Source organism: Bradyrhizobium sp. CCGUVB14 (assembly GCF_024199935.1).
Classification (GTDB): domain Bacteria; phylum Pseudomonadota; class Alphaproteobacteria; order Rhizobiales; family Xanthobacteraceae; genus Bradyrhizobium.
Map to the genome: position 1 here is coordinate 6,913,093 of NZ_JANADS010000001.1, position 18,674 is coordinate 6,931,766.

Annotated in this window: 16 protein-coding genes and 1 pseudogene; 6 read left to right on the forward strand and 11 right to left on the reverse strand. The window is 63.4% G+C overall.

Annotation, left to right across the window (positions count from 1 at the left end; all coding sequences use genetic code 11):
* Window positions 1-1,311 precede the first annotated feature (1,311 nt).
* Window positions 1,312-2,547 (forward strand): hypothetical protein, encoded by a 1,236-nt coding sequence (locus tag NLM32_RS32450; protein WP_254132791.1) that lies wholly within the window; start codon window positions 1,312-1,314, stop codon window positions 2,545-2,547.
* A 57-nt stretch (window positions 2,548-2,604) separates the two neighbouring features.
* On the opposite strand, the gene NLM32_RS32455 is transcribed toward NLM32_RS32450, so the two are convergent.
* A complete protein-coding gene (locus tag NLM32_RS32455) occupies window positions 2,605-3,387 on the reverse strand; it encodes an enoyl-CoA hydratase/isomerase family protein (RefSeq protein ID WP_254132792.1) in 783 nt (260 codons plus the stop codon).
* Between the two features lie 132 nt (window positions 3,388-3,519).
* Entirely contained in the window at window positions 3,520-5,610 is a 2,091-nt protein-coding gene (locus tag NLM32_RS32460; RefSeq protein ID WP_254132793.1) for a molybdopterin oxidoreductase family protein, read from the reverse strand.
* A gap of 252 nt (window positions 5,611-5,862) precedes the next feature.
* Between NLM32_RS32460 and NLM32_RS32465 the strand changes: the two genes are divergently transcribed.
* Genes NLM32_RS32465 through NLM32_RS32480 form a run of 4 tightly spaced genes read left to right on the forward strand, consistent with a single transcriptional unit; the run spans window position 5,863 to window position 10,119 of the window.
* Window positions 5,863-6,819: a tripartite tricarboxylate transporter substrate binding protein gene (locus NLM32_RS32465; protein WP_254135475.1), complete on the forward strand. Its 957-nt coding sequence runs from the start codon at window positions 5,863-5,865 to the stop codon at window positions 6,817-6,819.
* 8 nt (window positions 6,820-6,827) lie between these two features.
* On the forward strand, window positions 6,828-7,298 hold the full coding sequence (locus NLM32_RS32470; protein WP_254132794.1) for a (2Fe-2S)-binding protein: 471 nt from the start codon (window positions 6,828-6,830) through the stop codon (window positions 7,296-7,298).
* Entirely contained in the window at window positions 7,295-9,424 is a 2,130-nt protein-coding gene (locus tag NLM32_RS32475) for a molybdopterin cofactor-binding domain-containing protein (protein ID WP_254132795.1), read from the forward strand. Before NLM32_RS32470 ends, NLM32_RS32475 begins: the two co-directional genes overlap by 4 nt.
* The gene (locus tag NLM32_RS32480) at window positions 9,421-10,119 is read left to right on the forward strand and encodes a substrate-binding domain-containing protein (protein WP_254132796.1); all 699 of its coding nucleotides are present in this window, start codon (window positions 9,421-9,423) and stop codon (window positions 10,117-10,119) included. The genes NLM32_RS32475 and NLM32_RS32480 overlap by 4 nt, the downstream gene beginning before the upstream one ends.
* Before the next feature lie 9 nt (window positions 10,120-10,128).
* On the opposite strand, the gene NLM32_RS32485 is transcribed toward NLM32_RS32480, so the two are convergent.
* From NLM32_RS32485 to NLM32_RS32500, 4 genes are all read right to left on the reverse strand, one after another.
* Window positions 10,129-10,935, reverse strand: a complete 807-nt coding sequence (locus NLM32_RS32485) for an SDR family oxidoreductase (protein WP_254132797.1) — start codon at window positions 10,933-10,935, stop codon at window positions 10,129-10,131.
* 77 nt (window positions 10,936-11,012) lie between these two features.
* Window positions 11,013-12,305 carry a TRAP transporter large permease gene (locus NLM32_RS32490; protein ID WP_254132798.1) on the reverse strand — a complete coding sequence of 431 codons (1,293 nt, stop codon included), beginning with the start codon at window positions 12,303-12,305 and terminating at the stop codon, window positions 11,013-11,015.
* Window positions 12,296-12,841 carry a TRAP transporter small permease gene (locus NLM32_RS32495; RefSeq protein WP_254132799.1) on the reverse strand — a complete coding sequence of 182 codons (546 nt, stop codon included), beginning with the start codon at window positions 12,839-12,841 and terminating at the stop codon, window positions 12,296-12,298. The genes NLM32_RS32490 and NLM32_RS32495 overlap by 10 nt, the downstream gene beginning before the upstream one ends.
* Before the next feature lie 66 nt (window positions 12,842-12,907).
* Window positions 12,908-13,879 carry a TRAP transporter substrate-binding protein gene (locus NLM32_RS32500; protein WP_254132800.1) on the reverse strand — a complete coding sequence of 324 codons (972 nt, stop codon included), beginning with the start codon at window positions 13,877-13,879 and terminating at the stop codon, window positions 12,908-12,910.
* A 525-nt stretch (window positions 13,880-14,404) separates the two neighbouring features.
* Here NLM32_RS32500 and NLM32_RS32505 point away from each other — a divergent pair.
* A pseudogene (locus NLM32_RS32505) lies at window positions 14,405-14,791 on the forward strand (cyclase family protein); the annotation flags it as partial.
* Window positions 14,792-14,804: 13 nt separating this feature from the next.
* Here the strand turns inward: NLM32_RS32505 and NLM32_RS32510 are convergent.
* The 5 genes from NLM32_RS32510 to NLM32_RS32525 all read right to left on the reverse strand — a co-directional run bounded on the left by NLM32_RS32510 (window position 14,805) and on the right by NLM32_RS32525 (window position 18,673).
* Window positions 14,805-15,533 (reverse strand): Crp/Fnr family transcriptional regulator, encoded by a 729-nt coding sequence (locus tag NLM32_RS32510; RefSeq protein ID WP_254132801.1) that lies wholly within the window; start codon window positions 15,531-15,533, stop codon window positions 14,805-14,807.
* Between the two features lie 246 nt (window positions 15,534-15,779).
* Complete coding sequence (locus tag NLM32_RS45940) at window positions 15,780-15,914, reverse strand: hypothetical protein (protein ID WP_256568311.1); 135 nt, start codon at window positions 15,912-15,914, stop codon at window positions 15,780-15,782.
* Window positions 15,915-16,010: 96 nt separating this feature from the next.
* Entirely contained in the window at window positions 16,011-16,724 is a 714-nt protein-coding gene (locus tag NLM32_RS32515; protein ID WP_254132802.1) for a helix-turn-helix domain-containing protein, read from the reverse strand.
* 71 nt (window positions 16,725-16,795) lie between these two features.
* Window positions 16,796-17,899, reverse strand: a complete 1,104-nt coding sequence (locus NLM32_RS32520; protein ID WP_254132803.1) for an ABC-type transport auxiliary lipoprotein family protein — start codon at window positions 17,897-17,899, stop codon at window positions 16,796-16,798.
* A gap of 3 nt (window positions 17,900-17,902) precedes the next feature.
* Complete coding sequence (locus NLM32_RS32525; protein ID WP_254132804.1) at window positions 17,903-18,673, reverse strand: ABC transporter ATP-binding protein; 771 nt, start codon at window positions 18,671-18,673, stop codon at window positions 17,903-17,905.
* Window position 18,674 lies beyond the last annotated feature (1 nt).

Genomic DNA, 18,674 nt, shown 5'->3' on the forward strand with positions numbered 1-18,674 from the left:
CTAGGGCCGCAGGCTCCGATCAGGCGTGCGCGAACGCGCATCGCGCGACCTCAAATGGCACCCGGAGAGCGTGAGCATAGCGACCCGAAGGGGCACGCGGGTCCGAGTGCAGCGACGAGACCGGTTAACAGCGGCACCCGGGAACGGGGCAGTGATAGCGATCGCCGAAGGCGAGCCCCTTTCCCGAGTGCCCCCGGCGAGGAGCTCCGATAGTTGTTGCGCGAGGGATCGAAGCCGGACGGCCGAGACGCAAAGCGGCTCGGTTCACGAGAGCCCGGTGCGGCGAAGCCGCACGCGCGATGACGCAGATCAAAATCATCTCGACGACAACGATTTCACCCTCTCAACCACATCTCAATCAACTCGCGAAGACCTAAAAGTTCGAGCCGCGCACCTCGCAACTACCGCCGCCGAACTTTTCAAATCATTCCGACAAGGAGAAGACCTGCCGCGACCTCTAACGCAAGTTGAACAACCGGCTTGTCGGATTGACCACTGATATTCCAGCAAAACCAGCTGACTCTCCTCCAGTAGCCAAGGATAGGCGCTTGGGCGCGAACGGTCGGCATCCGTCGCACCTCAAACTGCAACTTCTAACCCCTGCGAGCCGACGCCTTCTCAATCTAGTCAATCGGCATCGCTAGGAATTTGGGCAAATGAGCTCCTACCGGCAGACCGAACTTCGCAATCCAATAATCTGTAGCCCGCCTAGCGACCGAAACTTTGTTGAACGCATGCGTGCCAGACTCACGTTACGCGGGCGACCGTGATCGTTGCAGCTACGCTATGTCGTCCGTCCCATTTGCACGCCATGCCAGCCGATTGCCACATCAGATTTCTGCTCATCTTTTTCTTTGGCGCGTTTGAGTGCAAGCTGAAACATCAAGATCGAGCTCTCCCGAGTCCTGTCACGTGCCGGGAGCCCTCTCGAAAGACTTGAGGATCTGACGGCACAGCCGGACTATTAGACCGTTGACTTGCGTTCATGGCCCTTCGTCCTGCAATTCCTGCCCGTTACCCGCCCATCGGCACATGGCCTACGCTCATGCGCGCTGACATGGCTGCCGCCTACCTCGACTATCGCGATACAGCTGAACTCGCACGAGCCGTGGGTCGCGGCGAGGCCCCACCTCCAGTTGGCTATCGCGGAACCGGGCGCGCGCGACAGCCAGTTTGGTCGAAGGCCGCCATCGATAACTTCGCGGCGCCGGTGCGAAAAATCGATCCAGATAGATCGGAAGACCTGGCTTCTCTCGTATGACGCTATCCCACACCGGATCAAAGCTACCGCGCTACTGCCGACGAAAGCCATTGAAAAGCGATCGATGGGCTTACTTCTTTGAACCGCCAACCTGGGCCCGCAAGCAGGGTTGTAGTGTTACGGCCGAAGCGTTAGGGGAACAGTACCTCGCTGCCGTTGACCGAGTTGAGAATCTCCTTCTTCCCGCCTTCGACAGTTGGCGTTCGCGAGGCTTGACCGATATGATTCCGCCTTCTCCCGTGCCCGGCACTTTCGATTGGCTAGTCAGCATTTTTCAGGCTCATCAGAAATGGAGAGAAATCGACCAAAAGACACAGCGTCTTTATAAGCAAGGCCTCGCACTTTTTGCTAACCACCCGCTGAAGGACGGTAGCCGCGCTGGCTCGAAGCAACTCTCTGATTTTACGAGAGGCTTCGTCGACGCAATCTACGCAAAGCTGCTCATCGTAGAACAAAAGGACGCGTGTGGGAACTCCGTCAAGCGCGAGCGTCGGCGCTTTGCAAATGCAGCCATGGCCTCTTGCAGGCGCGCCTGGTTCGTTGGGCAGCGTGCTCAAGAAACGAAAGTGCCGACGATCAATCCATTTTCGAGGATGGGACTAAAAACCCGTGCGCCTGGGCAGCCTGTCCGCCAGACGCCTACGGCGACTTGGGACGAACTCGTCGCGTTCAGAGCGGCAGCGAAGGAACTCGGCTATTTCTCAGTGAGTACTGCAGCGTTGTTGACATGGGAGTGGTTGCAACGCGAAGAGCATGTCTTTGGAGCTTTCGAAATCTCGCACTACCGGCCAAAGGAGCGACCGAACAGTGTGAAGATTGTGCATCCAAAGAATGGCGAGGAGGCCTGGTGGCCACTATTTGACGAAACGGGCGAGCCTCTCTTCCCCGAACTGATGGCGGAACTCGACGCCATCAGGGAAATTCTGGTCTCAGGGTTGGTCTTTCGTCGCGATCATGACCACCGCAGATCGCCTGCACAGCTCCCTTGGATCACGGAACGCAAAGACCTGCGCTATTTGCGTCGTATCGTAAAACGAATCGCCGCAGCAGCCGGGCTTCGGACTGAACTCTCTTTCACATCATTTCGTCACGGTGGATTTACTGAAGGCGCGGACAGTGATCTTACTGATGCCGAGTTGCGCGCAGCTGGACGTCATCGATCGGCACGCCAACTGCCAACTTATGCTAAACGTACGCGCAAACAGCTGATCGCCGGTTCCAAGAAGCGCCACGAGGAGCGAGCAAAAGCGGCACTTATTGGAATCTTCTCTCGGTCTGAGCAATAGCATTGTGGTCTGTTGAAGTCGCCAAGACTCAAAGCTAAGGTTGCCAATCCAAGCTGGTTATTTTCCCGTCCAGACCGGCTTCCGTTTCTCGCCGAACGCCTTCAGGCCCTCCTTGGCGTCCTCGGTCATCGCCAGCAGTGCGATCTGGCTTTCGGTGTAGGCAATGCTCTCGTCGAACGACATCGAGGCGATGGCGCGCATGGCGTATTTGCCGCGGCGGATCGCGGTCGGGGATTTGTCGACGATACGACCGATCAGCCAGTCGACCTTGGCGTCGAGCTCGGCTGTCGGCACGACGTAGTTGAGCAGGCCCGCGGCTTGCGCGGCCTTCGCATCGAACGGCTCGCCGGTGAGCGCCCATTCGTTGACGAGGCGTCGCGGTGCGATCTCCTGCAACAGGCTCAGCACCTGCATCGGGAACACGCCGACCTTCACCTCCGGCAGGCCGAAGATGACATGATCGGCCGCGACTGCCATGTCGGTCATGCAAAGCAGGCCCATGCCGCCGGCCATGCAGACGCCGCCGACGCGGGTGATCGCAGGCTTGGTTGCGTTCTGCGACAGGCGCAGCAGATCGGCATAATCGACGTTCGGCCTGGAATGATCCATCGCGAAGGCCGCACCGGAGTTCTGCAGATCGGCGCCGGCGCAAAACGCCTTGTCGCCCGCGCCGGTCAGCACGATGACGCGAACGTCCTTGTCGTCATGCGCATCGCGATAGCCGCGGGTGATGCCCGCGATCACGTCGCCGTTCAGCGCGTTGCGCTTCTCCGGCCGGTTGATGGTGATCCAGAACGCCTGCCCGCGCTTCTCGGTGATGACGCCTGTGGTGTCGGTCATGACGCAGCTTCCTTGCTTCCGGTTTGCAGCCATTTGCGGCAGCTCGGGCGCGCGGTGCAAGGGCAATTTATCACGCGCTGCGGCTTTAGCGCCTCGACGCAAATTTGCGCGCGATCAGGGCACGAGCGCGGCTCAGGCCGCGGCCGCTTTCCTGATCCAGACCTTGTTGTCGTGGAACGCAGCGCCGCCGATCGGGGCGATCGTATCAGCACCGGTCAGCATGTTGATGCCGCGGCCGCCGATGTGATTCTTGTTGGGATGCACGGATTCCGCGATCAGCACGCCCCGCCGCACACCCTCGAACAGCGCCGCAATCAACGTGGTCTCGCCGCGGGTGTTGCCGAGCGTCACGGCGTCGCCGTCGGCGATATCGAGTGCAGCCGCATCCAGCGGATGGATCATCACGCTCGCCTTCCCCTCGCGCGCCTGCGAGGACGGGGTCTCGTTGAAGGTGGTGTTGAGGAAGCTGCGCGACGGGCTGGTCGCAAGCCGGAACGGATGGGCCCGATCGGTGTGCTCGATCACCGCCCAATGGTCCGGCAGAGAAGGCATCTTGTCGAAATCGCCCATGGTCTGGCCGAACGGCGGATGCGCCCAATCGGCCTTGAAGTGGAATTTCTTGTCGGGATGCGCGAAGCCGTCGAGATAATGCGAGGTACGGAAGTCCGGCTGCAGGTCGCGCCAGATGTCGGCCTCGAGGCCGGCGATGTCGCCGTGGTCGCTGAGCTTCAGCGTCGCATCGATCAATTCGCGCGGCGTCATCTCGAAGCCCGGATGCTTGGCGCCGAGCCGCGGCGCCAGTGCCTGCAACACCTGGTGGTTGGAGCGGCATTCATCGGGTGGGTCGATCAGCTTGGGGCCGACCGAGATGTGCTGGTGGCCGCCACCGTAATAGAGATCGTCATGCTCCATGAACATGGTCGCGGGCAGCACGATGTCGGCCATCAGCGCCGTCTCGGTCATGAACTGCTCGTGCACCGCGACGAACAGATCCTCGCGCGCAAAGCCCTGTCGCACCAGCGCCTGCTCCGGTGCGACCGTCATGGGGTTGGTGTTCTGGATCAGCATTGCCTTGACCGGACCCTTGCCCAGCAGGGCCTCGGTATCGCCGGTGAGGATGCGGCCGATCTGCGACTGGTCGAGCGCACGGACCGTCTTGTCGATCGCACCATGGCCCTCGATGACGGATTCGTTGAAGTGCCACAGCGCATAATTGTTGAAGAAGGCGCCGCCGCCCTCGTACTGCCAGGCCCCGGTCACCGCAGGAATGCAGTTCGCCGCATGCATCTGTGTCGCGCCGTTGCGCGACCGCGTAAAACCGTAGCCGAGCCGGAAGAAGGTTCGCTTGGTCTCGCCGACAGCCTTGGCGAAGGCCTCGATCTCCGCCACCGGCACGCCGCAGATCGCAGATGCCCATTCCGGCGTGCGCGTCTGCAGATGCGCCTCGAGCTCGGCGGGGCAGTCCGTGTATTTGTCCATGTAAGCGCGGTCGGCATAGCCGTCGCGGAAAAGAACATGCATCACGCCACAGGCAAACGCGCCGTCGGTGCCAGGCCGCAGCAGGATCTTGATATCCGCCTGTTTCATGGTCTCGTTGTCGTAGATGTCGACGGCTGCGATCTTCGCGCCACGCTCCTTCCGCGCGCGCGCGGCATGCGTCATCACGTTGACCTGCGTGTTGACGGGGTTGGTGCCCCAGATCACGACGAGGTCGGAGAGCGCCATCTCGCGCGGATCGACGCCCGCGATCTTGCCGGTGCCGATGGCGAAGCCGATGCGCCCGACATTGGCGCAGATGGTCTGGTAGAAGCGCGAGTATTTTTTCACATGCGTTAGACGGTTGAGGCCGTCGCGCATCACCAGCCCCATCGTGCCGGCGTAATAGTAGGGCCAGATCGACTCCGCGCCGAACTCGCGCTCGGCCTGATTGAAGCGATCGGCGATCTCGTCGAGCGCCTCGTCCCACGAAATCCGCGCAAACTGGCCGGAGCCCTTTGGCCCGATCCGGCGCATCGGAAACGTCACCCGCTCCGGATGATGGATGCGCTCGGCGTAGCGAGCGACCTTGGCGCAGACCACGCCAGTCGTATAGGTCTGCTTTTTCGAACCGCGAACGCGGCCGATGCTGCGGCCCTCGACCACCTCGATATCGAGCGCACAGGCCGACGGGCAATCGTGCGGACAGGTGGAGTGGCGGATCTCGATCTTGGCGTGCTGGTTCATGACCAATTTGGTAACACCAAAATAAGAGGCAGCCGAGGGCATTTATCCGGCAATGCCCATGCAAAATGCTCAAACCGTGCGCCAGGCCTGTTCCTCCCGCGACCGCGAAATGCCCCGCGGCCACACCGAAAACGGCCCGATATTCCAGCCGAAATCGACTTTGTGAGGCGTCGACAGTCTGCGCCCGCTGCCGCTACAGTGCCCGCCAATAAAAACGAGTTCAGGGAGGTGGGTGTGACGGCCCGACAATTGATGCTGGCGCTGGCCGCCGGCCTGCTCACCGCTTTCTCCGCGACCCCGTCCCTGGCGCAAGGCTACCCCGCACACGCAGTCCGCATCGTTGTTCCCTTCGGCGCCGGCGGACCGGCGGATGTCGCGGCCCGGCTGATCGGCCAAGTGCTGCAGGAGCGCTTTGGCCAGCCCTTCGTGGTCGAGAACCGCACCGGTGCCGGCGGCGTCATCGGCACGGTCGAGGCCGCGAAGTCGCCGGCCGACGGCTACACCTTGCTGATGATGTCCAACACCCAGACCGCGAATGAATCGTTGCTGACGCCGGAGCAGCGCAAATACGAGTTGATGCGCGACCTCGCGCCGATCGCACCCGTGAACTATTCCGATCTCGTCATCGTGGTGAACCCGCTGGTTCCCGCGAAGACGCTCCAGGAGTTCATCGCGCTGGCCAAGGCGCAGCCGGGCAAATTGAACTACGCCTCCTCGGGCCAAGGCACGCCCTACCACATGGCGGGCGAACTGTTCAAAGCGATGGCCGGTATCGAAATCGTCCATGTCCCCTATCGCAACAGCGGCGAGGCGCGCAGCGGCGTGATCGGCGGGCAGGTGCAGATGATGATCGACGCGGTGCCCGCGATGGCGCCGAACATCGGCGAGAACCAGGTCCGCGCGCTCGCGACCACCGGCCAGCAACGCTCCGCGGTGCTGCCCAATGTGCCGACCGCCGGCGAAGCCGGCGTTCCCGGCTATGAGGCGACGATCTGGCTCGGCCTGATGGCCCCCGTGGGCACGCCAAAACCCGTCATCGACAAGCTCAACGCCGCCGTGAACGCGATGGTGAAGCGGCCCGACATCGTCAAGCTCTGGACCGAACAGGGTGCCGTGCCCATGTCGATGACGCCGGAGGAGTTCGACAAGTTCCTGCGGGGCGACATCGCGAAATGGGCGGATGTCGTCAAGAAGTTCGACAAGTCCTGAGGCAGGTCATGCCCACCATTCAGTTCCAGCTCAACGGCGCGGCAGTGGCAGTGGACGCCGATCCAGACCAAACACTGCTCGACGTTCTGCGTAACCGGCTCGGCATCAGCAGTCCGCATTTCGGCCGCGGCGCCGGCGAATGCGGCGCCTGCTACGTCCTGGTCGACGACCGCGCGATGGCCTCCTGCGACATGCCGATGTGGTCGGTGGCGGACAAGCAAGTCGTCACACTGGAGGGCCTCGGCACGGCCGAACAACCGCATCCGCTGCAACGCACCTTCATCTCCGAACAGGCGATGCAATGCGGCTATTGCGTCTCGGGGATCCTGATCAGCGCGGCGGCGCTGCTGAAGCGCAATCCATCACCGACAGAGGCGGAGGTTAGAACGGCGCTCGATCGCAATCTGTGCCGCTGCGGATCGCAGAACCGCATGGTCCGCGCCGTCCTCCGGGCGGCGTCGGAGATGGCGACGTCATGAGTGCGCCGGCGTCTACCCCGAAACTGCCGGTCAGCCTCGCCGCCAATCCGAGACTGTCGTCCTGGGTGAAGTTCACCGGCGAAGGCCGTGTCGCGATCTCGCCCGGCAAGGTCGAAATCGGCCAGGGCATCGTCACGGCACTGGCGCAGATCGCGGCCGACGAGCTCGACGTCGAGATCGGCCGCATCGAGATGATCCGCACCTCGACGGCTGCGAGCCCGAATGAGGGCGTCACCTCCGGCAGCCTGTCGATCCAGCAGTCCGGCCGAGCGCTGCGCCACGCCTGCGCCGAGATACGCCAGCGCTTCCTCGCGGCAGCCTCGGATCGTCTCGGCGTCGACGCATCGCTGCTCGGTGTCGAGGACGGCACGATCTCCGGGCCCGGTAATGTCAGAACCAGCTATTGGGAGCTGGCTGGTGACGTCTCGCTGGATCGCGATGCGACCGCAGGGGCTTCGGCGAAGACTGCCGCCAAGCGCGCGGTCGCCGGGTGTTCGGTCCAGCGCGTCGACATACCCGACAAGGTGTTCGCGCGGCCGCGATTCATCCATGACCACGCGTTGCCGGGGCTGGTCCATGGACGCGTGCTGCGGCCGGATACCGCGGGCGCCGGGCTGACTGCGCTCGACGAAACAGCCGCGCGCACCGTTTCCGGGCTCATCGCGATCGTCCGCGACGGTGGCTTTGCGGGCGTTGTCGCCGACAGCGAGCTTGCTGCGGAAGCGGCGTTGAAAGCCCTGCGTAAGGGCGCGACATGGTCGGCCGGCGAGCCGCTGCCGGATGAAAACGATCTTGCTGGCTTCCTGAGAAGCCAGCCGGTCGAAACGACCGTCATCGACACCAAGGCGGCGGTGACGACAAAGGCTGCACGCACGCTCCGCCGGCAATATACCCGCCCTTACATCGCACACGGCTCCATTGCACCGTCCTGCGCGATGGCGCGATGGGATGGCGAGCGGGTCCATGTCTGGACGCACAGCCAGGGCGTCTATCTGCTCCGCGCCGATCTCGCGATCGTGCTCAAGCTGCCGGCCGAGAACATCGTCGTCGAGCATATGGAGGGCGCGGGCTGCTACGGGCACAATGCCGCCGACGATGTCGCGCTCGATGCCGTGCTGCTGGCGAAAGCTGCCGGCGGCCGTCCCGTACGGGTGCAATGGTCGCGCCACGACGAGATGTCCCATGCACCGTTCGGCGCCGCGATGGCGATCGAGATCGAGGCCGATCTCGATGCGGATAACGAGGTCGTCGGCTGGCGCCATGCGATCTGGAGCAACGGCCACGCGGCGCGGCCCGGGCGTGCGGCGCAGCCTGCCCTGCTCGCCGCATCCGAGATCGCAAGTCCATACCCTCGCATGATCTCGACGAATCCACCGGCCGCCAATGGCGGCGGTGGCGACCGCAACTCCGTTCCGCTCTACGATCTCCCGGCCTGGACGATCACGAGTCACCGCCTGCTGACCATGCCGGTGCGGACCTCGGCTCTGCGGACTCTCGGCGCACAGGGCAACGTGTTCGCCATCGAATCCCTGCTCGACGAAATCGCAGCCTTGCGCGGCGAGGACCCGATCGCGTTTCGCCTGCGGCTCCTCCGCGACGAGCGGGCACGCGAGGTCATCTGCGCAGCGGTGCGACGCGCGGCCTGGAAACCCGAGAGGCGATCCGGCATCGGCCATGGCGTCGGCTTTGCCCGCTACAAGAACACCGGCGCCTATTGCGCTGCCATCGCCGAGATCGAAGGTACCGACGACATCCGCGTGAGGCGGCTCACGCTTGCGGTCGACGTCGGTGAGGCCATCAATCCGGACGGCGTCATCAACCAGATCGAGGGCGGCGCGATCCAGGCGACGAGCTGGGTGCTGAAGGAACGCGTCCGCTTCGATCCGTCGCGCATCACATCGACCTCTTGGACGGGCTATCCGATCCTGACCTTCAGCGAGGTGCCCATGGTCGATGTCGAGATCATCCAGCGACCGGAGATCGAGCCCGTCGGCGCCGGCGAAGCCGCGCACGGACCGGTGACGGCGGCGATCGCCAACGCGGTTTCCGATTGCCTCGGCGTGCGCGTGCGCGACCTGCCGATCACACGCGACAAGATCATCGCAGCCATGGAGCTTGCATCGTGACCACAGTCAACATCTTGAGCGGCGGCGCGGCGCAAGGCCTGGTGCGCGGCCTCAGCGAAGCCTTCAAGGCGAAGACCGGCTTCGGCATCGACGGCGAGTTCGGCGCGGTCGGTGTCATGGCGGACAAGCTGCGCGCGAGCACGCCGGCCGATCTCGTGATCCTGACGCAGGCCCTCCTTGCAAAGCTTGCCGCGGAGAAGCTTGTCGTTCCCGCCTCGATCGCCGATGTCGGCCGGGTCGAGACCGCGCTGGCGGTCCGCAGCCACGATCCCAGGGTGACCGTAAGGACGGAAGCCGATTTGCGCGAGGTCCTGCGCTCCGCCGACGCCATCTACGTTCCCGACACCAAGGCCTCGACCGCGGGCCAGCACGTTGCAAAGGTGCTGGATCAGCTCGGCATCGCCTATGAGCTCACGTCGCGCTTGAAGATCTTTCCGAACGGCGCAACGGCGATGCGCGAGCTGGCGACGTCCACTGCGACGCGGCCGATCGGGTGCACGCAGGCGACCGAGATCATCGCGACCGACGGCATCGCGCTGTCGGGCTCGTTACCGCCGGGCTGCGAGCTGGTGACGATGTACACGGCCGGCGTGACCACGCAAGCGGCGCACCCGAACGAAGCGTCCGCGCTGATTGCCCTGCTCACTGGCGCAGATCACAAAGAGCTGCGCCAGCGCGTCGGATTTGCCGGCTAGATGCGGACCTTATGTATGCAGCTGGGTGAGACCGGTCGGCGGGCCATCGACCCCGGTCCAGCCGCCGTCGACAAAGAGCGTGCTGCCACTGACATAGCTCGCGGCATCGGAGGCGAGATAGGCGACGGCGGTGGCGACCTCGTCGGCGCTGCTCCAGCGGTTGAACACGGTGTGGCCGGCGTAGAGATTGTAAATGTCGGGCCGCTGCTTGAACGGGCTGGTCAGCGCGGTCTCGGCGATGCTCGGCGCGATCGCGTTGACGCGCACGCCGGAGCGGCCGACCTCGGAGGCAAAGCCCTTCACGAGGAGACCGATCGCCGCCTTGGTCGATCCGTAGACGCCAAGGCCGGGCTCGATGGTCACCGCGCGCACTGACGAGCAGGCGATGATGCTGCCGCCCTTTTGCTCGACCATGATGCGGCCAAAGGCTTGGAAGAACCACACCGTGCCCTTGACGTTGAGGTTCAGCACGCGGTCGAGATCCTCCTCGGTATAGTCGAGGATGGTCTTGCGGATATTGAGCCCGGGCGTGGTCACGGCGATGTCGAGCCGCGAAAATTTCTGCATCACGGTTTTGGCGAGCGCATTGACGTCGCCAGCGCTCGCGGCGTCGCAGCTAGCTGCTTCCGCCCAGCCGCCCTTGTCGCGGATGCCCGCAGCCGTCGCCTCTGCCGCGTCAAGCGCGCGATCGGCGCAGACGACGCGGGCGCCGAGCCCGGCCAGCGCCTCGGCCGACGATTTGCCGATGCCCGATGCGGCGCCGAGCACCACGGCCGTCTTGCCGGTGAGGTCGAAGAGCTTGCGATAGTCAGTCACGGACAGATTCTCCTGTTGCTGTGACGCAAACTATCGCAAGCGCGGTTCGCCGGCCAATGCCGGCGAACGCACGACAGCTATCCCTTGTATCCCATCAGCAGACGGGGCAGCCACAGCGAGAAGGCCGGGACGTAGGTCACGAACATCAGCGCTGCGATCAAGGCGGCGTAGAACGGCAGGATGGTCCGCATCACCGCGCCCACCGAGATGCCGCCGATGGCGCAACCGACGAACTGCGTGGTGCCGACCGGTGGGGTGTTCAGCCCGAGCGCGCAGTTGATCAGCATCAGCATGCCGAACTGCACCGGATCCATGCCCGCCTTCATCGCGATCGGCAGGAAAATCGGCGTGCAGATGAGGATGGTCGCCGCCATGTCCATGAACGTACCGAGCACGAACAGGATGATGTTGATCAGCAGGAAGATCATCCAGGGCTGCGAGGAGACCTTGCTCATCAGGTCGCCGGCGAAGTCGGCCACCTCATACAGGCCCATCAGATACTGGAACATGGTGGAGACGCCGATCAGCAGCAGCACCACGCCTGTGGTCTTCACCGCCTTGGCGGCGGCGTGCAGGAAGTTGCTCCAGGTCATGGTCCGGTAGATGAAGAACGTCAGCACGATCGTGTAGGTGACGGCAACAGCGGCAGATTCAGTTGCCGTGAAAACGCCCGACAGAATGCCCGTCAGGATGATGCCGACGATCAGGAGGCCCGGCAGAGCGGCTGCGAACGAGCGGAACACCTCGGCCCAGCCAGGAAACTTGCCGGCGGGATAGCCGCGCTTCACTGCGACGGCGTAAGCGGCGACCAGCATGCAGATCATCAGCACCAGCGCCGGCAGGAGGCCGGCCGCGATCAGCGCACCGATCGAGACCTTGCCGCCGGCGGCGAGCGCGTAGATGATCATGTTGTGGCTGGTCGGCATCAACGCGCCGACGAGCGAGGCGTGGGTGGTGACGTTGACGGCGTAGTCGGTGTCGAACCCTTCTTTTTTCATCATCGGGATCATCACCGCGCCCATCGCCGACACGTCGGCCACGGGCGAGCCGGAGACGCCGCCGAACAGCGTGCAGGCGACCACGTTCGACATGCCGAGGCCGCCGCGGATGTGGCCGACGAGATTCTTGGCGAGTTGCACGATCTTGTCGGCAACGCCGCCGTGCAGCATCAGCTCACCGCTGAAGACGAAGAACGGGATGGCCAGGAACGAGAAGATGTTCATCCCCGACATCATCTGCTGGAAGATGACGGCGACCGGCAGGCCCTCATAGAGGATGGTGCAGATGGCCGAGAGACCGATCGCAAAGGCGACCGGTACGCCGAGGATCAGGAAGCCAAAGAACGTGGCGCCGAGAATAATCAGTTCCATGAGGGGACGACCTCTTCGCCACGCAGGAGAGCAATGATGTGCTCGATTGAAAAGGAGACGATCAGAATGCCGGAGGCAACCAGCGGCACGTAGCGAACGACCTCAGGGAAGCCGAGATTGGGGATATGCACGGTCCCGACCGAAGCACCGAGGATCCAGCCGTTGTAGACCATCGCCACGCCGAACAGAGCCACAAGGACATGGATGACGAGCTCGACCTTCTCTCGCAGGTGATCCGGAAGCATCACCAGCAGACTGTCCATGCCGATGTGTCCGGCATCGCGAACGCCGACGGCGGCGCCGATCAGCGTGACGTACAGGATCAGGACCAGTGCGAGATTTTCAGTCCAGGTCGGGCTGGAGTTGAGAACGTAGCGCCCGAACACCTGGTAGAACACGATGGTGACGATGACGAGCAGTCCGGTCACGGACAGGTACATCCCCGCCCGGGCGATGGGCGCATTGATCCGCGACAGCAGACTGGTCGACGGACGTCCCGCCTCCTGCTCGTTGTCTGCGACGTGTGGGTCTGTCATCTCGCCCCTCCTTGTGAGAATCCGGTGTCACCTCGCGGCGACACCGGACCCGATCCCCGCTGTGTTTTACTTGGTGTCCTGGATCCGCTTGACGAGGCTCGAGAGCTTCTCGTCGCCGGCGAACTTCTGGTAGACCGGCTTCATTGCGTCCACGAATTCCTGCTTGTTCGCGATCGTGACGACCTGGACGCCGGCCGCCTCGACGGTCTTGCGCGACGCTTCCTCACGTTCGTCCCAGAGCTTGCGCATGACCGGCACCGATTCCTTCGCCGCCTTGCGGATCATCGCCTGATCCTCCTTGCTCAGCGTGTCCCAGACCTTCTTGGACATCACGAGGACCTCGGGGGCCAGCGAGTGCTCGGTCACGTTATAGAACTTGGCGGCCTCGAAATGGCGCGAGGACTCGTAGGAGGGCCAGTTGTTCTCGGCGGCGTCCACGAGACCGGTCTTGAGCGCGGTGTAGACTTCGCCATACGGCATCGGCGTCGGATTGGCGCCGAGGCTCTGGATCATGCCGACCCACAGGTCGGACTGCTGGACGCGGATCTTCAGGCCCTTGACGTCTGCGAGCGACTTGATCGGTGCCTTGACGGTGTAGATCGAGCGGGCGCCGCTGTCGTAATAGGCAAGACCGACCAGGCCCGCCGGCTCCATGGCCGCCAGGATCTCGTCGCCGATCGGACCGTCGAGCACGTTGCGCATGTGCTGGGTGTCCCGGAAGACGAAGGGCAGACACAGGGCGACGGTTTCCGGCACGAAGTTGTTCAACGGCGAAGCGTTGATCCGCATCATGTCGAGCGCGCCGATCTTGAGCTGCTCGATGGTGTCCTTCTCCGACCCCAGAGCGCCGTTCGGAAACACCTTGACGCCAAGCTTGCCGCCGCTCGCGGTGGCGAGCTGCTTGCCCATGAACTTCACGGCTTCGACGGTCGGATAGTCGGCGGGATGGACGTCGGCCGAGCGGAAATCGCGTGCGGTTGCGAGCGGCGCCGACACCGCCAATGCAGCGGCTGCGATGATACCGATTAACGTCTTCATCTGGGGTCTCCTCCTGAGTTGATTATGTCGTCGTTGGGCACGTATTGCGGGCCGCCTTGGGTCGCTCCACTTCAGGTGTGAAGTCAAGCGCTGCAACTGCACCACCTTCGTAGGATTGCGTGGCGGAGTCGAGGGGATTTGGCTGATTGGTAATGTCTGCCCGGGACAGTGCGACGCGCATCGCGCCCGCTGCTGCGGGGGACCTGTGCGGCAAATGCCGGCTCCCCGGCAATCGAGCCGCGTCACCGGCCGATGCCGGATGCGCGGTAACGATGCTCATCGTATCCATGGACGTTCCTCGGGTTTCGTGCTCGACCGCTATTGATTGCGGCTTGAGGTTCGGGCGAGACGATCGGCTCATCCTGTACGAACGCGCCGCATCGGCGCGATATCGCCAGTGTCGTCCCTAGGGCGGGCGGCATTCTGAGTCCAAGCCAAATGCGGCATTGATCGATGCTGGAGTTGCATTGATCAATCACGCGGCTCCCCCGCGAACGATCGGCGGAAAATTTCAATTTTCCGAATATTGCCCCGAGGAAGCGTTACTTGATCGACATCTCGGTGCCGTTGCAGAACGACGTGCCGGCCGATCCGCCAGTCAATCATCCGACGATCCGGTACATCGATCACCAGCAGGGACTGCCGCGCATGCTGCAGTTTTTCGACGGCCTCAAGGCGGAGGACCTACCGGACGGCCAAGGCTGTCGAGCAGGTCTCGCTATCCACCCACAACGGCACGCATCTCGACGCGCCCTGGCACATCTGCCGGATGGCTATGTCGCAACCGCCGACGACGTCGCGAAGGAGCTCAAGCGGATCGGCCACACGCCCTCGCCGCTCGAGATCGTCGTCGTCAACACAAGCGCCGGCGCAAAATTCGGCCAGCCGAATTACGTCAACTCCGGCTGCGGCTAGGCAAACGCGATCACTCGCCGTCGAGGCCGCTTTCGGCAAGCTCGCGCAGCGCATCGGTATCGAGCACGACGATCGCGCCATGCTCGAGGCGCACCCAACTTCGTCCGGCCCAGGCGCGCAATTGCTTGTTGATGCTTTCGCGCGTCATGCCCACCATCTCGCTGATCTCCTGCTGGGTGATCGCGAGTGTGCCACTGCCGGAGTCGAGCTTGCGCTCCTCGGTGAGGCCGAGCAGCGCGCTCGCCAACCGGCCCGGCAGATTTTGCAAGATCACCTGCTCGACCTGCTGGCTGGTCCAGCGCAGCCGCGCGCAGAGCAGTTCGATGAATTTCATCGCCAGCGCGGGCTGACTCTTCACGAACGGCAGGAAGTCGCGGCGGTCGATGATGTAGAGCTCGCAATTGGTGTTGGCGGTCGCATCCGCCGACCGCGGTGCACCATCAAGCACAGCGATCTCGCCGAAGATTTCCCCGGGACCGATCAGATTGAGAATGGCGTTCCGTCCGTCCGGCGATGAAGAGGAAATCTTCACTGTTCCGGAGATCACCGCGAACAGATTATTGCCGGGGTCGCCTTTGGCGGCGATCGTCGCGCCACGCTTGACCGTGGTGTGCTTGGCATAGCGGCAGAGCTGATCGAGCGCGTCCGGATCCAGATCTGCGAAGATCGGATGCTTGCGCAGAACCGACAGTTTGTTACCCGACGGCTGCCGGGGGTCGCCGGTCTTGTCCTGAGGCACGCCGGGACTCCTAAGACTGCGAGGCACTTGCAGTTCCTGCGTAGTCAACGTTAGCAGGCTTTTCAACCGGAAAGCACGGACACAGTTTGAGGCAAATGCCGCTAAAGTGCCGCGTTCGTGCTGCGAAATCGCACCCGCAGGGTGCGTCGATACTTTTCACGCCATGCAGAGTTGCATGGACGGCAAGCCACGGTTGGGCCTGCCAACCAAACTTACCGGCTGTCGCGTCAAAATACGACAATGATCTCAGGAGCTTCGGCGCTGCGTGTCCGAATCGAGCCGGCTCGCGCTGGTTTGTCGATCCGCCCAAGCCAGCGCGGCTGCGAATGTCACAAAGATCGCCACGACGGCAATGATTACCAGCAATGCGTCAATCGGCATCGCACCCTCCCACCTTGTTCCGGCCATTATTCGCGACGCGCGACCGGCGTCATTGATCGGAATCAAAAATGGGCCGGGGTCGGGCTGGGCTGGGACTTAGGCCGCAGCCAATGCCTCGACGCGTGCGGGATCGCGCAGGCTGATTCCGCCATGGAGGATCTCGATCGCTCCATGCCGTTCCAGTTTGGTGAAGGTGCGGCTGACGGTCTCGATGGTCAGGCCGAGATAATCGGCTATGTCCTGCCGGCTCATCGGAAGCGGGACCGTACGCGACGATCCCTTGAGCGAAACCAGCCGCTCGCGCCAGCCGAGCAGAAACGTCGCAACCTTCTCATCCGCGGAGCGACGGCCAAGCAGGACCATGTGGTCGCGCGCCTGGCTCAGCTCACGGATCGCCAGCTCGTTGATTCGCCTGAGCAGATGCGGCCGGTCCTCGATGAAGCGACCGAACGGCGCCTTGGCGAACTGGCACACGGTCACCGCCCCAATCGCATCAGCCGAGAAATTGTGGCGCCCGGATAGATTCATCCCCAGGAAATCACCGGGCAGCGCAAAACCCACGATCTGCCGCCTGCCGTCAGGCAGCAACTTGTAGAGCCGCATGACGCCTTCGAGCAGATTGTAGAACGAGGTCGTGATGTCCTCCTCGGAGAACACGGTCTCTCCCGCGACGAAATGAACGCGACGCCCGAGATGCTCGAACTCCCTCAGCTCGGCCGGGTCCAGCGACGAACAAACCGCGAAGCCGCGAACCGCGCAATCGCTGCAAAAATGACCATTCGGCTCGATCCTCACCACGGAAGTCCTCATCCATCGTTCAAGCGCCGGCTGCATTTTACTGCACTGCGCCAAAGGCGATTGACCCAGATCAATTTCGAGTGTCAGACCGCCTGCACCGTCCAGCCAATCAGCTCCTTGGCGATGCGGGCAAAGGCCGCGTCGAACGCCGCGACCGCTGCAGCAGGCTCGACCTTGTCGAGCGTCTCGCTGGTTTCGACGAGGCGTGAGGCGATGACCTTGCCGGCCTTGTCGACGATCCGCGCCGACAGACCGATCTCGACCCGGGTCTCGCCCTCCGTCGTAATCCGGAAGCGCCGGATGTCGATCAGGAGCTGGTAGTCCGCTTGCCCCAGGTCGGTCGTCCGCAGCGGCGCATGCGCGATGTCGTAATTCTCGAAGCTGTCGATCAACCGCGCCTGCACCAGCTTCGGAATGCTGTCGGCCCACATGAAGTCGGCAAAGCCCTGGTTGTCGCCAACCGGTGCGAACAGCATGCGCTGCGTCTGCAGCATCGCGACCGCGGTCGGCTCGGGAATGGCCAGCGACGCCGAGAGCGTCTTGCCGGCCGGCCCAGGATTTTGCGGCGCGCGGAGGTCATAGGTGATCTTCTGCGCCGGTGTACCGCCACCGGTCATCTTTTCGAGGCCCGCCAGAATGCCGTCAAGCTTTCCGGTGTTGCGCGCCAGGCCGTCGGAGAATGTCTTGAAATTGGCGATAGTATCCTTGAGCGGACCGGAATTGTCCTCCAGCACGGTGTCGACGCGCCGCAAGGCATCGCGCGCCGCCTGCGTCATGCTCTGGCCTGCGCCGGCCTCGGCGATCAGGATCCGCGGCTCGCCGGATTTGGCGAGGATCGTGCCCCCCTCCAGTGTCACCACCGGCACGCCGGTCAGCCCCTGGAAATCGAGCCCGACCTTGGTGTCGGTGTGCACCGGCGTTGCCGATGCGACCGAGATCGTCGCGTTGACGAAGCGAGGATTGTCAGGCGCAAGGCCGAGTTGGGTCACCTCACCGACGCGGATGCCGTTGAACAGCACACCGGCCCCGACCAGAAGACCCGGCACCGGACCCTGGAACTGCACGTGGTAATTCGTCCGTGGGCCGACGCCGCCGCTGTTGTTCAGCCAATAGACGAAGGCGAACACCGCGACGATCGCGGCCAGCACGAAGCTGCCGATCAGCACGTAGGGAGCGCGCGTTTCCATGTCTCATCTCATCTCGTGTTGAAGCATCTGCGAGCGCTTGCCGTGGAAATAGGCCCGCACCCAGGGATGCTCGGATTGCAGCAATTCGCGCATCGGGCCGATCGCCACGATCTTGCCGTCGGCAAGTGCGGCGACGCGGTCGCAGACCGTCGTGAGGCTCGCGAGATCATGGGTCACCATGAAGACGGTGAGCCCCAGGGTCTTTTGCAGCGTCCGGATCAGCGCATCGAAATCGCCAGCTGCGATCGGATCGAGACCCGATGTCGGCTCGTCGAGGAAGAGGATCGGCGGATCGAGCGCGAGCGCACGTGCCAGCGCCACGCGCTTGGTCATGCCGCCGGACAGTTCTGACGGATATTTGTCGCCGTCCTGCGCCCGCAGCCCAACCATCTCGAGCTTGGCCGTCGCGATCTCGTCCATCAGTTCCTGTGACAGCGCGAGATTTTCGCGGAGCGGAAATTGTACATTCTGCCGGACCGTCAGCGACGAGAACAGCGCGCCCTGCTGGAACAAGATGCCCCAGGTCGCTGCCCGGCTGCGGTCCTGCGCGCCATCAATCGGCCGTCCCATAACTTCGATAGTCCCGCTGCGACGCGAGATGAGGCCGATGACGGTGCGCATCAGCACCGACTTGCCGCCTCCGGACGCCCCCACCAGCCCGAGGATCTCGCCACGGCGGACGTCGAGAGACAAATGATCGAGCACGGTCTGGCGACCGAAGCCGACCACGAGGTCATGGACGCGGATCGCGAACTCATCCTGAGGCTCGGGCATC

What these genes read in the sequence shown, in the direction of transcription:
- NLM32_RS32455 (WP_254132792.1), bottom strand. Translation starts at nt 3,387, where the DNA reads ATGACCGACACCACAGGCGTCATCACCGAGAAGCGCGGGCAGGCGTTC.
- NLM32_RS32460 (WP_254132793.1), bottom strand. Translation starts at nt 5,610, where the DNA reads ATGAACCAGCACGCCAAGATCGAGATCCGCCACTCCACCTGTCCGCAC.
- NLM32_RS32465 (WP_254135475.1), top strand. Translation starts at nt 5,863, where the DNA reads ATGCTGGCGCTGGCCGCCGGCCTGCTCACCGCTTTCTCCGCGACCCCG.
- NLM32_RS32470 (WP_254132794.1), top strand. Translation starts at nt 6,828, where the DNA reads ATGCCCACCATTCAGTTCCAGCTCAACGGCGCGGCAGTGGCAGTGGAC.
- NLM32_RS32475 (WP_254132795.1), top strand. Translation starts at nt 7,295, where the DNA reads ATGAGTGCGCCGGCGTCTACCCCGAAACTGCCGGTCAGCCTCGCCGCC.
- NLM32_RS32490 (WP_254132798.1), bottom strand. Translation starts at nt 12,305, where the DNA reads ATGGAACTGATTATTCTCGGCGCCACGTTCTTTGGCTTCCTGATCCTC.
- NLM32_RS32495 (WP_254132799.1), bottom strand. Translation starts at nt 12,841, where the DNA reads ATGACAGACCCACACGTCGCAGACAACGAGCAGGAGGCGGGACGTCCG.
- NLM32_RS32500 (WP_254132800.1), bottom strand. Translation starts at nt 13,879, where the DNA reads ATGAAGACGTTAATCGGTATCATCGCAGCCGCTGCATTGGCGGTGTCG.
- NLM32_RS45940 (WP_256568311.1), bottom strand. Translation starts at nt 15,914, where the DNA reads ATGCCGATTGACGCATTGCTGGTAATCATTGCCGTCGTGGCGATCTTT.
- NLM32_RS32515 (WP_254132802.1), bottom strand. Translation starts at nt 16,724, where the DNA reads ATGAGGACTTCCGTGGTGAGGATCGAGCCGAATGGTCATTTTTGCAGC.
- NLM32_RS32520 (WP_254132803.1), bottom strand. Translation starts at nt 17,899, where the DNA reads ATGGAAACGCGCGCTCCCTACGTGCTGATCGGCAGCTTCGTGCTGGCC.
- NLM32_RS32525 (WP_254132804.1), bottom strand. Translation starts at nt 18,673, where the DNA reads ATGCCCGAGCCTCAGGATGAGTTCGCGATCCGCGTCCATGACCTCGTG.